Origin of the sequence: Sphingomonas ginsengisoli An et al. 2013 (assembly GCF_009363895.1) — a bacterium.
GTDB classification, from domain to species: domain Bacteria; phylum Pseudomonadota; class Alphaproteobacteria; order Sphingomonadales; family Sphingomonadaceae; genus Sphingomicrobium; species Sphingomicrobium ginsengisoli.
The window spans coordinates 466,591-480,997 of sequence record NZ_CP045434.1; the positions used below are offsets into that span (position 1 = coordinate 466,591).

A 14,407-nucleotide genomic window follows, 5' to 3' on the forward strand; every position below is an offset into this window, starting at 1 on the left:
GGTGACGCGCAAGCGCCAGCGCGGGACCGGGCCGGCGACCAGCCGCCGGGACGCGCTGGCCTTGCTCGGCGGCGCGGTCGGCGCGCCCGGCGTGCTCCGCGCCGCCCCGCGTGGCAGCGCGGCCCGGGTGGCGGTGGTCGGCGCGGGCGTGTTCGGGGCGTGGACCGCCGAGTATCTTCGCCGCGCCGGTCACCAGGTCACTTTGGTCGACGCCGCCGGGCCGGCCCACAGCCGCGCCTCGTCGGGGGGCGAAAGCCGGCTGACCCGCGCCGCTTATGGCCAGGACCTCGTCTACAGCCGCATGGCGCTCGCCAGCCTCGCCGAGTGGCAGCGGCTGAGCAACGTCGCGGGGCTGCCCATCCTCCACCAATGCGGCGTGCTGTTCTTCTTCCCGCGCGAAGAGGCCTATCTGCGCGACAGTATCGCCGCGCATCACCAGCTCGGCATCCCCAGCGTATTGCTCGAGCCGGCTGCGCTCGCCTGCCGGTTCCCGATGATCGATTTCAGCGGGATCGTCGCCGGCCTGTTCGAGCCGCAGTTCGGCGCGCTGATGGCGCGGCGGGCGGTACAGACGCTAGTGCAGGGCTTCGTCGCTGCCGGCGGCCACTACCGCCAGGCGCGCGTAATGCCGCCGCGAGCAAGTGGCGACCAGCTTGGCCAGCTCCACCTGAGCGACGGTTCGCTGCTCGAGGCCGACCGCTTCGTCTTCGCCGCCGGGCCTTGGCTGCCGAAATTGCTGCCTGACCTGCTGGCGCGGAAGATCGTCGCGACCCGTCAGGAAGTCTTCTATTTCGCGCCGCCCGACGCCGACCCGCGGTTCGAGCCCGCGGCCATGCCCGGCTGGGCCGACTTCAACGGCGGCGACATCTTTTACGGCTTTCCTGATCTCGAGGGGCGCGGGGTCAAGTTCGCCCACGATGCGCATGGCGTCGAAGTCGATCCCGACACGCAGAGCCGCCGGCCGACCGAGGCCGCGCTGGTCGAGGTGACAGCCTATCGCGACCGGCGCTTCCCGCTGCTCCGCAACGCGCCGCTGCTTTCCGCCGAAGTCTGCCAATATGAGAACAGCTCGAATGGCGATTTCCTGATCGACCGTCACCCGCTGTGGCGCGACACCGTGCTGGTCGGCGGCGGCTCGGGTCACGGCTTCAAGCATGGCCCCGAAGTCGGCCGCCTCGCCGCCTCGCTCGTGACGGGCGGGCCGCGGCTCGACCCGCGCTTAAGGCTCGACAGCAAGCAGGACAACCAGGCCCGCGCCGTTCACTGACGCGGATGGTGAGGGGTGACGGGCCGCCGTGGCCTGTCGCCGCCCGCGCTAGAACTTAAGCCCGGCGCGCAGCCCGATCGTCCGCGGGGTTCCCGGCACCACCAGCACGCGGGTGCAGCTCGAGCAGGCGGTGAAGCGGCTGAGGTCGTTGCGCTTGTCGAAGACGTTCTGCGCCACCAGCTCGATGTTCCAGCGACGGAAGTCGAAGCCCGCGGCGAGGTCGAACAAGGTGAAGGCGCGCAAATTGCCAAGGAAATCGCGCGGGTTGACCAGGGTCGGGGGCGCCCCGACCAGCTGGATCTGCGTCCGCAGCGTGGCGGGCGCCGAGCTCTGGTAGGAAACGCCGCCCTGGAGGTGGGCCTTGGCATCGCCGAACACCGGCCAGCTGTAGCGCGCCGTGGCGTTGGCCTTGAACCGCGGAGTGATCGGCAGCCGGGTCCCGCTCGGCGCCGCGACGAAGCTCGCGCTGCAGTCGGCGGTCAAGTCGGCGACGTCGGAGCAGATGATGCCCTTGGTCTTGGCGTCTGTGTAGGCACCCGACGCATTGAGCGTCCACCCGCCGCCGACGTAGCTCACGTCGGTCTCGACCCCGTTGATCCGCGCGTTGCGGCCGTTCTGGATCTGGGTGAAGCTGTTCGCGCCGAGGAAGCTGAACTGAAACTTGTTCCACTTCTGGTGGTAGACCGCGCCGTTCCAGCGCCAGCCTTGGCCAAGCGTCAGCTTCCACCCCAGTTCGTAATTGCTCAGATAATCGGGGTCATAGGGGGGCAGGGTGCCGCGCCGATTGATCCCGCCCGGGCGGAAGCCGCGCGACCAGGTGCCGTAGAACATCACGCCCTGCGCCGGCTTCCATTGCGCGTTGAGGCGGTGGATGAAGCCGCTGCCCTTGGCACGCTTGGGCACCAGCTTGCCGTTCACATAGTCGGCCAGGTTGGTGCACGGCGTGCCCGGAATGGCGCCCGCGGTGATCAGCGTGGTGTCGGTCCCGTTGCTCTGGCTGTCGCGCAGGCTGTCGCCGCTGGTGGTGTAGCAGCCGGCGACGCCGGTCCGGGTGCTCCCCGCGCCGTTCGGCGGCGGATTGTCGTCGGCGCCCTGGAAGTAGGCCGGGTCGCGACCGAAACCGAAGAAACCGAACAGCGAGTTGTTGTAGCGGAACACGCGCCCGCCGGCGGTCACCGTCAGCTTGGGCGAGACGTCGAAGCTCGCCTCGCCGAACAGCGCATAGTCGCGGTCGACGCGCTTCTGCTTGGTCAGCCACAGCGTGCCGGGCAGGCCGTTGACCGACAGCTGCGGCGCCAGATTGTCGATGATGTAGTTCTGGAAGATGTCGTTCGACTGCCGCTGCATGAAGGCGCCGGCGATCACCCGGAAGCGATTGCCCTGCGGGCTGGCGATCCGCAGCTCATGGCTCATCTTCTTGAAATTGTCGGTCGCGTCGATGTGCTGGCGCGGGTCGATATTGTTGCCCGCCGCATCCTGGTAATAGAAGTAACCGAGCCCGCCGTAGGCCGCGTAGAGTTGGTCGTAGGCGTCGGCGTAATCCGAATAATCGCTGCTCGTGAAGGTCGGCCGGTGAAGGTAGGCGCCGGCATAGGTGACGTCGAAATTGCCGACCTTGCCCTCGACCGTCAGCGCGGCCTGGGTGAAGCGGTCCTTGCGCACTTCGGGGAAGAGGCGGTCGATCTTGAGGTCGCCGAGCTTGGGATCGTAGAAGAAGGCGCCGTCGGCCTTGAGATCCTGGTGCATGATCGTCGGGGTGACGGTCCAGTTTTCGTCGAGGTCGATCTTGAGCGCAGCGCGCCCGCCATAGGTTCGCTGGGTGTTGAAGTTCTTCTTGACCAGGTTGCGGTTGTTCACCGTGACGGTCGGGATGCCGTCGGCGTAGACGTAATAGGTCCGCTGGCCGAACACATTGTCGATGTAGCCCGCGTCCTTTTGGTAGAAGGCGACCCCGCGGAAGGCGATGTTGCGGGTGAGGGGAATGTTGATCATCCCTTCGAGCTTGCCGCCGACCCCGCCGTGCGCGACGCTGTCGATCTCGCCGTCGATCCGGCCCGAGGTCGCGCGCAGGTCGGGCTTGTTGGTGATGATGCGGATGGTGCCGGCCTGGCTCGACGCGCCGTAGAGCGTGCCTTGCGGTCCGGCGAGGCTCTCGATCCGGGCGACATCGTAGATATGGACGTCGAGCGTGCCGCCGATGGTCGTCACCGGCTGCTCGTCGAGATAGGTGCCGACGCTCGGCAGCGAGCCCGAGTGGTTGCCGTCGCCGCCGGTCGCGACGCCGCGCATGTAAACGGTGGTGAGGCCTGGCTGCGCGGTCTGGTAACTGACCGACGGCAGCTGCTTGGTGTAATCCTCGAAGTTCGAGATGTTGAGCTGGTCGAGGCGGCGGGTGCCGATCGCCTGCACGCTGACCGGAACGTTCTGCAGATTCTCTTCGCGCTTCTGCGCGGTGACGACGATCTCGGTCGGGTCCTCGCTCTGCCCGGCGGAGGCGCTCTGCTGCTGCGGCGTGGGCGGAGTGTTGTTGACTCCGCCGGCGGCGCCCGATTGCTGGGCGAAGGCCGGCGTCGCCAGCGCGGTGGAAGCGAGAATAAGCGTGCGAAGCGCGCGACCGGTCACAGAATGCCCCCTGCAGATCGACAGGCTCGCAATCGGCCAAATTCCGCCGGGCAAGTCAACGGCTCGCTAAGAAGACGGAGGCGATTGTTACGTCAGCGTTGCAAAGGCGCCGCGGGATAGGCGTCGAGGACCGGGCCGAGCGCCTCGCGGAGCGGGCCCAAGAACGGCTCGTAAGCGCGCCATTCCTCGGTTCCCGAGCGATAGATCGGCTGCCGGACCTGCTCCGAGCTGGCGGTGCGGACCGCCCGCTCAGTCCGGTAGAATTCGAGGCAGGCGGGTTCGAACGGCAGCCCGCAGGCGTCGAGCAACCGGCGCACCTGCGTCTCGGTGTCGGCGACCATCTCTTCGTAGATCACGCGGTGGACGCGCCCCGGCAGCACCGCGTCGACATGCGCCATCAGCCGGACATAGTCGGCATAGTAGCGCCCCATGTCGGCGAGGTCGTAGCTGAACGGCTGCCCCTGCGCGAAATGCTGGCGGAAATTGGCGAAACCGCAACCGAGCGGATGGCGCCGGGCGTCGATGATCTTCGCGTTGGGCAACACCAGCGCGATGAACGGCACGTAGAGCCAGTTGTTGGGGAGCTTGTCGATAAAGAAGGGCCGCGCAGTACGCCGCTGCACCCCGGCACGCTTGAGATAGTCGGCACCCGCCGCTTCGCGCGCCGCCGCATCCATCTCGCGGACGCTGCCGGGATAACCCAGCAGTTCGCGCGCGACCGCCGGCAGGTCGGGCAGCTCGCTCGTTCCCTCGACCTGGCTGTGCGAGCTGAGGATCTGCTCGACGAGGGTCGAGCCCGCGCGCGGCATCCCGACGATGAAAATGGGATCGGGCGCCTGGCAGCCACTTCCGGCAGCAGCGGCGTAAAGCTCGGGCGTGAATACCGCGATCGCCCGGTCGACTGCCGTGCTGATCGTGGCAGGATCGTAGGGCAACCGCTCGCGCCGCAGCCGGTTGGCCTCGGCATAATGTCCGAAGGCGCGCGGCGGCTCCTTGGCGTCGTGCCACGCCTTGCCGAGCGCGAAATGGAGCTGGAAGCGGTCTTCGGGCGTGAGGCCCGGCTCATCGAGCATGCGCTCCATCGTCGTCCGGTCGGCCTCGTCGAACCGCACGGTCTTCAAATTGGCGAGGCTCCACCACGCCTCGCCCAGCTGCGACCGCAATTCGATCGCCCGGCGATAGGCCGCGATCCCCTCGGCCTGGCGTCCGACCGTCTTGAGCATGTGGCCGAGGCTCAGCCACACCCGCGGCTGATTGGGCGCCCGCGCCAGCACCTGCTCGTAAAGCGCGATCGCCTCGTCGAAATCGCCCAGCCGGCCAAGCGTCGCCGCCTTGAGATTAAAGTGGCCGATATCGTCGGGCTCGGCCTCGAACACCGCGTCGAGCAGCGGCAGCGCCTCGGCCGCGCGCCCGGTCCGGGCGAGCACGAGCGCGAGGTTGGCCCTTGCAGGCACAAACGCCGGGGCAATCTCGAGCGCCCGGCGGAGTAGCGTCTCGCTGTCGCCCATTCGCCCGATCCGCGCCGCCAGCTCGGCCAACATGCGGATCGCCCGGACCTCGAACGGATCCTCCTTGAGAAACGCCTTGAGGGTGCGCTCGGCCACGTCGAGCCGGTCGCCGTTGAGCGCCAATGCCGCCTCGATCAGCCGCGGGTCGGTGCCGGGACGGAGCAGGGGCGGGGCAGGGACGGTCGACATGCGCGGCCATGCTTAAGGCCGGCAACATGGCGCGCAAGCCGGGCGGACCTTCCGTGAGGCTTTGAGAAACCTATCTTGGTTACAGAGAGCCAGACGATAACGGGACGAAGCGCGTGGCGGCGATCTGGAGCGAGCATTATTGCCATCCCGGCGGCTGGGCGCGCAGCTTCGACGCGCTGCCCGTTCACGCGCTGCTCGAACGCGCGGCAGCGGCGTGGTCGCAGCGAATTGCCCTCGATTTCTACGGTCGCCGCACGACCTATACCGACCTGCTCGACCAAGTCCGCCATGTCGCCCGCGGGCTGCAGAGGCTTGGCCTCGCCGGCAAGCGCGTCGGGCTGTTCCTGCCCAACACCCCGCATTATCCGGCGGCCTTCTACGGCTCGCTGCTGGCCGGCGCGACGGTGGTCAATTTCTCGCCGCTCTACTCGCCCGACGAGGTTCTCGCCCAGGCCCGCAACAGCGGGATCGAGGCGATCGTCTGCCTCGACCTCAAGCGGCTGTGGCCGCCGATCCAGCGCCTGCTCGACGAGCAAGCCGTCTCCCACGTCATCGTCGGCGACCTCGCCGAGGTGCTGCCGTGGCCCAAGGCGCTCGGCTTCCGCCTGCTCAAGCGTGGCGAGCGCCAGCCGTTGCCGATTGACCCCAGAGTCACCCGCTGGTCGGCGCTGCTCGCCAACGATGGTGCGCCTGAACCAATGAAGGTCGACCCGCAGCGTGATCTCGCCCTCATTCAGTTTACCGGCGGCACCACCGGCGTCCCCAAGGGCGCGGCGCTGACCCACGCCAACCTGTCGATCAACGCGCTCCAGCTCGAAGCGATCGACCCGACGCCGCGGGGGACGCAAGCGCGGGTGCTGGGCTGCCTGCCGCTGTTCCACATCTTCGCCATCGCCGCGATCCTCAACCGCTCGGTGCTCGGCGGCGCGGAGATCGTGCTGCTGCCCAAGTTCGAAGCGCGCGAGGCGCTCGCCGCCTTGAAGCGCCGACGCTGCACCGACATGGCCGGGGTGCCGGCGATGTTCCAGGCGCTGATCGACGACCCCGCTTGCTCGCCCGCCGCCTTCGCCTCGCTCAAGCAGGCGTTTTCGGGCGGCGCGGCCATGACCCCGGCGCTCAAGGAACGTTTCGAGGCGGCGACTGGCGCCCGCGTGCTCGAAGGTTATGGCATGACTGAAAGCGCCGGCGTGGTCTCGGTCAATCCCTACGTCGGTGAGGCCCACGCCGGCACCGTCGGCCAGCCGCTCCCGGGCACGCTGGTGCGGATCGTCGGCGAGGACGGCCGCGACGTCCCGGTCGGGCAAAGCGGCGAGATCGTGGTCAGCGGCCCGCAGCTGATGCAGGGCTATTGGCGCCCCGACGAGCAGCGCGTCGAGCCGCTCGACCAAGGCGAATTCCGCACCGGCGACATTGGCCGGATCGAACCCGACGGCTATCTGCGCATCGTCGACCGCTTGAAAGACATGATCAACGTCGGCGGGTTCAAGGTCTTCCCGAGCCAGCTCGAAGCGGTGCTCGCCAGCCATCCGGCAGTTGCCGAGGCGATCGTCGTCGCCGCGCCCGACGAGCGCGTCGGTGAGCGGCCCTACGCCTTTGTCGTCCTCAACGAGGGCTGCCAGGCGAGCGCGGACAAGCTGACCGCCTATCTCGCCAAGCATGTCGGCAAGCACGAGCGGCTCGCCGGGCTCGAGCTGCGCGACGCCCTGCCGCGGACGATGATCGGCAAGCCCGACCGCAAGGCGCTCGCCGCCGAGGTGCAGGCGCGCGACATGAGCGCCGCCGCCTAGATCGAGCGCGCGACCAGCTCCTTCATGATCTCGCTGGTCCCGCCGTAGATGCGGGCGACGCGCGCATCGCGCCACAGCCGGGCGATTGGATATTCGTTCATATAGCCAGCGCCGCCGTGCAGCTGGAGCGCGAGGTCGCACAGCTGGAACTGCGTTTCCGAATGCCATAGCTTGGCCGCGCTCGCTTCGGCGGCGGTGAGCTTGCCCGCGACATGGCGCGCGATCGCCCAGTCGAGATGCGCCCAGCCGACCTGCAGCCGCGCCTTCATATCGGCCAGCGTGAAGCGCGTGTTCTGAAATTCGAACACAGTCTTGCCGAACGCCTTCCGGTCCTTGGTGAACTCGACCGCCAGGTCGAACGCCCGCTGCGCCGCGCCCTGACATTGCACCGCGATCGATAGCCGCTCCTGCGGCAGCTGGTTCATCAGCATCCCGAACCCGCCATTCTCCTGGCCGAGCAGGCGATCGGCGGGGAGGGCGACATCCTCGAAGAACAATTCGCTGGTGTCGTTGCCGTGCAGCCCGATCTTGTCGAGGTTGCGGCCGCGGCTGAAGCCCTCGTCGCCCTCTTCGACCAGGAACAGGCTGATCCCGCGCGCGCCGCCTTCCTCGGTGGTGCGGGCGCAGACGATCACCAGGTCGGCGCTCTGCCCGTTGGTGATGTAGGTCTTGCTGCCGTTCAGTCGCCAGCCGTTGCCGTCGCGGCGCGCGATCGTCTTCATTCCCTGCAGGTCGCTGCCCGCGCCGGGTTCGCTCATCGCGATGGCGGTGATGGTGTCGCCCGACACCATGCCCGGCAGCCAGCGGTGCTTCTGCTCCTCGCTGCCGTAGCCGATGATGTAATCGGCGACGATGTCGCTCTGCAGCGTCCAGCCGACCGCCGAGCCGGCATAAGCCACCTCTTCGTCGACAATGGCGTTCCAGCTGAAGTCGAGCCCCGGTCCCCCATAGGCTTCGGGCACCCCGGGGCAGAGCAGCCCCGCCGCGCCTGCCGCCTGCCACGCCGCGCGCTCAACGATGCCCTCGCGTTCGTGGCGATCGGTGTCGAGTGCGCCGACCACCTTGCGGACGGTGTCGCGGAACGCCTCATGGTCCTCGCTGAAAATGGTGCGCGCGCCGGTGTCGAGCATGGCTTCTCCTTGTGCCGGGCAGGCTAGAGGCTAGAGCGGCGGGGGAGAAGAGGGACATGGCCGGACCGCTGGCAGGACTGACGATCGTCGAGCTGGCCGGCCTTGGCCCCGGCCCATTCGCGGCGATGATGCTCGCCGACCATGGCGCGCGGGTGATCCGGGTCGAGCGGCAGGGCAACCTCAGCGTCCCCAACGATCCGCTGACCCGCAACCGCGAAAGCATCGCGCTCGACCTCAAGCAGGAAGAGGGGCGGGCGATTGTCCGCCGCCTCGCCGAGCGCGCCGACGGGCTCATTGAAGGCTATCGCCCCGGCGTGATGGAAAAGCTCGGGCTCGGGCCGGATGCGCTGCTCGCCGCCAATCCACGGCTGGTCTACGGACGGATCACCGGATGGGGGCAGGAGGGGCCGCTCGCCCAGACTGCCGGTCACGACATCAATTACCTCGGTTTGACCGGCCTGCTGTCGTGCATCGGCACGGCCGACCGTCCCCCGATGCCGCCACTCAATCTCGTCGCCGACTACGCCGGGGGCGGGCTGATGCTCGCCTTCGGGATGGTCAGCGCCTTGCTCGCCGTTCAGCGCGGCGGCCCAGGACAAGTGATCGACGCGGCGATGACGGACGGGGCGGCGCTGACCGGTGCCGTCATCTTCGGGCTGCGCGCCGCCGGAATGTGGCGCGACGAGCGCGGCGCCAACCTGCTCGATGGCGGCGACCCGATCTACGGCTGCTACGCCTGTGCCGACGACCGCCATGTCAGCGTCGGCGCGCTCGAGCCGCAATTCCGCGCCGCGCTGTTCGAGGGCCTCGGCTTGGCTGGAGCGCCGAGCAAGGCCGAGATCGCCGCCGCCTTCGCAAGCCGCCCGCGCGCCGACTGGCTCGAGCGCTTCGCCGGCACCGATGCCTGCGTCGGCCCCGTGCTCGGCCTCGGCGACGCGCCGGACGATCCGCACAACCGGGCGCGCGGCACCTTCATCAAGGTCGGTGGCGTGACCCAACCCGGACCCGCCCCGCGCTACGCCACCACCCCGACCGACCCGCCACGGCCGCCTCGGCGCGAGGGAGAGGATGGGGCCGCGATCCTCGCCGAGCTCGGGATGGGCGCGGCCGAGATTGCCGACCTCGAGGCCCGGGGCGTGCTGCGATGAACCCGCTTTACGCCGCCATGCCGGTCAGCATCTTCGAACGGATGAGCTTCGCCGCCGCGGCGCATGGAGCGGTCAACCTCGGCCAGGGCTTCCCCGATTTCGGCTGGCCCGAGCCGCTGGTCGCCGAAGCCGCGCGCCTGCTGACCCGCGGCAGCAATCAATATCCGCCCTCGCGCGGTCTGCCGGCGCTGCGCCAGGCGGTCGCCGACCATTACGCCCGCCACCAGGGCCTCGACCTCTCCGCTGACAACGTCCTCGTCACCAGTGGCGCCACCGAGGCGATCGCGGCGGCGCTGTTCGCATTGCTTGAGCCGGGCGACGAGGCGATCGTCATCGCCCCCGCCTACGACGCCTATGCGCCGCTCATCCGCCGGGCCGGCGGCGTCATTCGCGAAGTCGCGCTGCGGCCGCCGCAGTGGCGGATCGACGAGGGCGAGCTGGCGGCGGCGGTCAGCCCACGCACCCGCCTGATCGTCCTCAACAACCCGCATAATCCGACGGGGCGGCTATTCGACGCGGCCGAGCTTGCCGCCGTCGCACGCGTCGCCGATCGTCATGACCTGCTCGTCCTCTCCGACGAGGTGTGGGAGCATGTCCTCCCCGAGGGACGCGCCTTTGTGCCCTTCGCCTCGCTGCCCGGAATGGCCGCGCGCACCCTCAAATGCGGCTCGGCGGGCAAGATCTTTTCGCTCACCGGGTGGAAGGTCGGCTGGCTGGTCGCTCCGCCCGAGCTCGCCGCGCTGGCGGCCAAGGCGCACCAGTTCCTGACCTTCGCCACCGCGCCCAATCTGCAGGCGGCGGTCGCGGTCGGCCTTGGGCACGACGAGTGGCTCGCGCCGATGCGCGCCGCCTTCACCGCCGCCCGCGACCGCTTGGCGGACGGCCTCGCCGCCGCCGGCTACGTTCTGCTGCCGAGCGAGGGGACCTATTTCCAGTGCGTCGATCTCGCCGCCTCGGGTATCGCGCTCGACGACCAGGCCTTCGCCACTCTCGCGGTGGAGCGGGCCGGGGTCGCGGTCATCCCGCTCTCGCCTTTCTACGAGGAAGCGCCGGCAACCAACCTCGTCAGGCTCTGCTTCGCCAAGCGCGATGAAACGATCGCCGCCGGCCTCGCTGCCATGGCGAAGGCCCGCGACCTCGCCCGCGGCTAGGCGCGGACGTCGGCCTCGATCCGCCGCCGCACGATCGGGTCCTTGGACGGACTGACCAGCAGCTTCCAGCGCCGCTTGTGCCGGCTGTTCCACGGCAGCAACTCGTCGGGGCTGAGCGGCTGCGCGATCAGGAAACCTTGTGCGGTGTCGCACCCCATTTGGCGCAGCATCGCCAGTTGCTCGGCGGTCTCCACCCCTTCGGCGGTGGCGGTCAGCCCCAGCCCGTGCGCCAAGTCGATCACGCTCTTGACGATCACCCGGCTGTCGTTGCTGCGGACCATGTCCGATACGAACAGGCGGTCGATCTTCACGTCGGTAAAGGGCAATTGCTTCAACTGCATCAGCGTCGAATAGCCGGTGCCGAAATCGTCGATCGCCAGCCCGATCCCCTTGATCCGGAAGCGGGTCAGCGTGTCCATCAGCTTGACCAGCGGCTGGGTCGCCCCCTCGGTCAGCTCGAGCACCAGCCGGTCGGTCGGGACGTGGAGGTGGCGGCACATCCGCTCGACCAGGTCAGGGAAATCGAGGTGCTGGAGCGACAGCGCCGAAATGTTGAAAGCGATCGAGGTGTCGAGCCCGTGGTTGCGCCACTCGAGCCACTGGCGGAGCGTCGTCCGCAGGCCCCACTGGGTAAGCTGGTCGATCAGGCCATGCCGCTCGGCCAGCGGGACGAAGCGCGAGGGGGCGACTTGGCCAAGCTGCGGATCGGTCCAGCGGACCAGCGCCTCGACCCGGATCAGCCGCCCGTCGTCGAGCGCCACCTTGGGCTGATAGGCCATCGCCAGCCGCCCATTGAGCAAGGCTCGCTCGAACCCGTCGAGCAGCGCAATATCCTTGCGGCTGGTCATGGCGCGGGCGCCGGTCGCACCTCCTTGAGCACCTCTTCGAGTTCCTCGAGCCGGGTCGGCTTCTCGAGCGGTCCGACCATCCGGAGGCCGAGCGCCTGGCCGAGCCGGAACGCGCTCTCGAGCACGCGCCGGTCGAAGCCCGAGATGATCAGCACCGGACCCTTGAATTCCTCCCCCGCGAGGAAGCGCAGCAATTCGACCCCGTCCATCCCCGGCATACCGAGGTCGAGCGCGACCGCATCTGGCCGCTGCTCATGATATTGGCGGCGGAAATCTTCCTCGTTGGTGCCGATGAACGCCTGATAGCCCGATTCCTGCGCCGCCGTGGCCACGAAGGCCGCGAGCGCCGGTTCGTCGTCGATCAGCAGCAGGCGCGGCCGCTCCATTATCATCCTTGCTCCTGAGTTTCTCTTCCCTTGCGCTGGCTTGACCGCGCTCGTCAAACCGATCGTCACGCATCACAGTTGAAACGGCTTCTTAACCCTGAGGAGTGCAGGCTGTCCCCTCAAAGTGCCTGTCCAAGGGGAATTGTTCCGTGTTCGTTTCCCTCATTCGTCGCAAAGGCCGCAAACCTCTAAGCGAAGAGGCGGCGTTCGAGTCGACCACCTTCTCGCTCAGCACCAATGTGCCGCGCCCGGTCGAACGGCGTGAAGAGGATCGCGTGCTCTCGACGCTGCAGGTCGGCAAGCTGACCAGCGTCGGCGGCGAGCAGCTTATCCGCATCCGCAACGTCTCGGCCGGCGGGCTGATGGCCGAGTGCGGCGCATCGCCGCCGGTCGGCGACTCGGTCGAGCTCGAATTCTCCGGCCAGAAAATTCCCTCCAGCGTGGTCTGGATCCGCAAAGGCACTGTCGGCATCAAGTTCGACCAGAATGTCGACCTCGGCGAGCTGCTCGCCGGGCGCAAACCGCGCCACGGCTTCCGCCCACGCCCGCCACGCCTGCAGGTCGACTGCCGCGCCTCGGTCAAGGTCGGCAAGACCTTCTACACCTGCAACGTCCACGACATTTCGCTCGGCGGCATGAAAGTCGAGCCGATCAACGAATATTGCCTCGGCAAGAAGGTCGTCGTGGTGATCGAGAGCCTGCGTCCGGTGAAGGGCGAGGTGCGCTGGTATTCGGACCGCCGCGCCGGCATCGTGTTTGAAGAGGAACTGCGGTTCGACGAGCTAGCCGAGTGGATCGGCAAGCGTCTCGAGGTCGCCAGCCTCAAGGCCGTCCACACCAGCCGCTAGTTTCGGCGGCCCGCGCTTCCTACATCTCCGTCACCTTCAAGCGGAGATGAGAATCATGGCGGAAAGCCAAGCAATCCTGGCCGGCGGCTGCTTTTGGTGCACCGAGGCGGTGTTCCTCGACGTGGTCGGCGTGCGCAGCGTCGAGAGCGGCTACATCGGCGGGCAGACCGTCAACCCGACCTACAAGCAGGTGTGCGGCGGCGACACCGGTCACGCCGAGGCGATCCGCATCACGTTCGACGAGGCGCAGGTCAGCTACGGCGATCTGCTCGACATCTTTTTCGCCACGCACGATCCGACCCAGCTCAACCGGCAGGGCAACGACATCGGCACCCAATATCGCTCGGCCATCTTCCCGCTGGACGAAGAGCAGGCCGACATCGCCCGGGCCAAGATCGCCGAGCATAATGGGGATCACGGCGGGCGGATCGTCACCACCATCGAGCCGCTGACCGACTGGTATCCGGCCGAGGATTATCACCAGGACTATTGGGCCAATGAAGGCCAGCGCAATCCCTATTGCATGGCGGTTATTCCGCCCAAGCTGCAGAAGCTGCGCAAGAGCTTCCAGAACCGCCTCAAGAGCCAGGCGGGCGCGACCGCCTAGGCCGCGGCGCGGCGCAACCGGTCGTTGATCGCGGCACCGAGGCCGTCGTCCGGGATCGGGGCGACGGCGATCCGCTCGGCTGCTTGGGCGTCGGCATGGTGGAGGCAGGCGAACAGGCGCGCGGCGGCCTCGACGAGGTCGCCGCTTGCGCTGAGTGTGTCGTCGCCGGCGACGGGGCCAAAACCGATCAGCCACTCGCCCTCGCGGCGGTCAGTGGCGTCGAGGCGGAGCGGCTTGGTCGGCGCATAATGGCTCGCCAGCATTCCGGGCGCCTCGATACTGCCGCCAGTGACCGGCTCGGCGCCGGGAATGAGCAACGGGCCGGGGCGGAGCAGCCGTAACCGATCGCCGGTGGCGCCGACGATAGTGCTCTCCAGCCCGCGCGTTGTCGCGCCGCCGTCGAGCACCAGCGGGATCCGACCGTCGAGGCTCGCCAGCACATGCTGCGCAGTAGTCGGACTGATCCGCCCGCTCGCATTGGCGGACGGCGCGGCAAGGGGCCGGTCGACCGCTCGCAGGAGCGCCTGCATCACCGGGTGGGCGGGGACGCGCAGCGCGATCGTGGGCAGGCCCGCTGTCACCAGCCCGGCAATCGGCGCACCATCGCGAAGCGGCACCACCAGCGTCAGCGGCCCCGGCCAGTGTGCCTCGGCCAGCGCCCGCGCCTCGTCGCCAAATACGCCAAGCCGCTCGGCCGTAGCCATGTCGGGCACATGGACGATCAGCGGGTTGAAGCTCGGCCGTCCCTTGGCCGCGTAAATCCGCGCGACCGCCTCGCCGTGAGTGGCGTCGGCGGCGAGCCCGTAGACCGTCTCGGTCGGGACCGCGACCGGCTGGCCGGCGCGGATCAGCGCCGCCGCCGCCGCGATGCCCGCCGCATCCGCTACCCGTATTTCGGTCACTTCACCGCTCATGG

12 protein-coding genes are annotated in these 14,407 nt (G+C 68.5%); 6 read left to right on the forward strand and 6 right to left on the reverse strand.

From position 1 onward, the window contains the following. Position 1: 1 nt before the first annotated feature. A complete protein-coding gene (locus GCU42_RS02280) occupies positions 2-1,267 on the forward strand; it encodes an FAD-dependent oxidoreductase (RefSeq protein WP_162789249.1) in 1,266 nt (421 codons plus the stop codon). A gap of 48 nt (positions 1,268-1,315) precedes the next feature. On the opposite strand, the gene GCU42_RS02285 is transcribed toward GCU42_RS02280, so the two are convergent. Both GCU42_RS02285 and GCU42_RS02290 read right to left on the reverse strand, forming a co-directional pair. Further along, complete coding sequence (locus GCU42_RS02285; protein ID WP_114228031.1) at positions 1,316-3,889, reverse strand: TonB-dependent receptor; 2,574 nt, start codon at positions 3,887-3,889, stop codon at positions 1,316-1,318. A 92-nt stretch (positions 3,890-3,981) separates the two neighbouring features. Further along, entirely contained in the window at positions 3,982-5,586 is a 1,605-nt protein-coding gene (locus GCU42_RS02290) for a tetratricopeptide repeat-containing sulfotransferase family protein (protein WP_205214990.1), read from the reverse strand. A 113-nt stretch (positions 5,587-5,699) separates the two neighbouring features. Between GCU42_RS02290 and GCU42_RS02295 the strand changes: the two genes are divergently transcribed. After that, complete coding sequence (locus GCU42_RS02295; protein ID WP_240309487.1) at positions 5,700-7,373, forward strand: AMP-binding protein; 1,674 nt, start codon at positions 5,700-5,702, stop codon at positions 7,371-7,373. On the opposite strand, the gene GCU42_RS02300 is transcribed toward GCU42_RS02295, so the two are convergent. Next, a complete protein-coding gene (locus GCU42_RS02300) occupies positions 7,370-8,503 on the reverse strand; it encodes an acyl-CoA dehydrogenase family protein (RefSeq protein WP_114228030.1) in 1,134 nt (377 codons plus the stop codon). The two genes, GCU42_RS02295 and GCU42_RS02300, sit on opposite strands and share 4 nt — an antisense overlap. Positions 8,504-8,559: 56 nt before the next feature. On the opposite strand from GCU42_RS02300, the gene GCU42_RS02305 reads away from it, so the two are divergent. Next, entirely contained in the window at positions 8,560-9,651 is a 1,092-nt protein-coding gene (locus tag GCU42_RS02305) for a CaiB/BaiF CoA transferase family protein (protein WP_114228029.1), read from the forward strand. After that, a complete protein-coding gene (locus GCU42_RS02310) occupies positions 9,648-10,802 on the forward strand; it encodes an aminotransferase (protein ID WP_114228028.1) in 1,155 nt (384 codons plus the stop codon). Before GCU42_RS02305 ends, GCU42_RS02310 begins: the two co-directional genes overlap by 4 nt. Here GCU42_RS02310 and GCU42_RS02315 read toward each other — a convergent pair. Together GCU42_RS02315 and GCU42_RS02320 are read right to left on the reverse strand one after the other, a co-directional pair. Continuing rightward, the gene (locus tag GCU42_RS02315; protein WP_114228027.1) at positions 10,799-11,650 is read right to left on the reverse strand and encodes an EAL domain-containing protein; all 852 of its coding nucleotides are present in this window, start codon (positions 11,648-11,650) and stop codon (positions 10,799-10,801) included. The two genes, GCU42_RS02310 and GCU42_RS02315, sit on opposite strands and share 4 nt — an antisense overlap. After that, entirely contained in the window at positions 11,647-12,036 is a 390-nt protein-coding gene (locus GCU42_RS02320) for a response regulator (RefSeq protein ID WP_162789247.1), read from the reverse strand. The genes GCU42_RS02315 and GCU42_RS02320 overlap by 4 nt, the downstream gene beginning before the upstream one ends. A 149-nt stretch (positions 12,037-12,185) precedes the next feature. Here GCU42_RS02320 and GCU42_RS02325 point away from each other — a divergent pair, with 149 nt between their 5' ends. Further along, positions 12,186-12,884 (forward strand): PilZ domain-containing protein, encoded by a 699-nt coding sequence (locus tag GCU42_RS02325; protein WP_162789245.1) that lies wholly within the window; start codon positions 12,186-12,188, stop codon positions 12,882-12,884. 55 nt (positions 12,885-12,939) lie between these two features. Then, complete coding sequence (gene msrA / locus GCU42_RS02330) at positions 12,940-13,491, forward strand: peptide-methionine (S)-S-oxide reductase MsrA (protein WP_114228024.1); 552 nt, start codon at positions 12,940-12,942, stop codon at positions 13,489-13,491. Here msrA and GCU42_RS02335 read toward each other — a convergent pair. Continuing rightward, entirely contained in the window at positions 13,488-14,405 is a 918-nt protein-coding gene (locus GCU42_RS02335) for an L-threonylcarbamoyladenylate synthase (RefSeq protein ID WP_205214989.1), read from the reverse strand. The genes msrA and GCU42_RS02335 overlap by 4 nt on opposite strands. Positions 14,406-14,407 lie beyond the last annotated feature (2 nt).

Excerpts from the sequence above, each read along its gene's own strand:
- GCU42_RS02290 (WP_205214990.1), bottom strand. The coding sequence starts at position 5,586 with ATGTCGACCGTCCCTGCCCCGCCCCTGCTCCGTCCCGGCACCGACCCG.
- GCU42_RS02300 (WP_114228030.1), bottom strand. The coding sequence starts at position 8,503 with ATGCTCGACACCGGCGCGCGCACCATTTTCAGCGAGGACCATGAGGCG.
- GCU42_RS02305 (WP_114228029.1), top strand. The coding sequence starts at position 8,560 with ATGGCCGGACCGCTGGCAGGACTGACGATCGTCGAGCTGGCCGGCCTT.
- GCU42_RS02310 (WP_114228028.1), top strand. The coding sequence starts at position 9,648 with ATGAACCCGCTTTACGCCGCCATGCCGGTCAGCATCTTCGAACGGATG.
- GCU42_RS02315 (WP_114228027.1), bottom strand. The coding sequence starts at position 11,650 with ATGACCAGCCGCAAGGATATTGCGCTGCTCGACGGGTTCGAGCGAGCC.
- GCU42_RS02320 (WP_162789247.1), bottom strand. The coding sequence starts at position 12,036 with ATGGAGCGGCCGCGCCTGCTGCTGATCGACGACGAACCGGCGCTCGCG.
- msrA (WP_114228024.1), top strand. The coding sequence starts at position 12,940 with ATGGCGGAAAGCCAAGCAATCCTGGCCGGCGGCTGCTTTTGGTGCACC.
- GCU42_RS02335 (WP_205214989.1), bottom strand. The coding sequence starts at position 14,405 with ATGAGCGGTGAAGTGACCGAAATACGGGTAGCGGATGCGGCGGGCATC.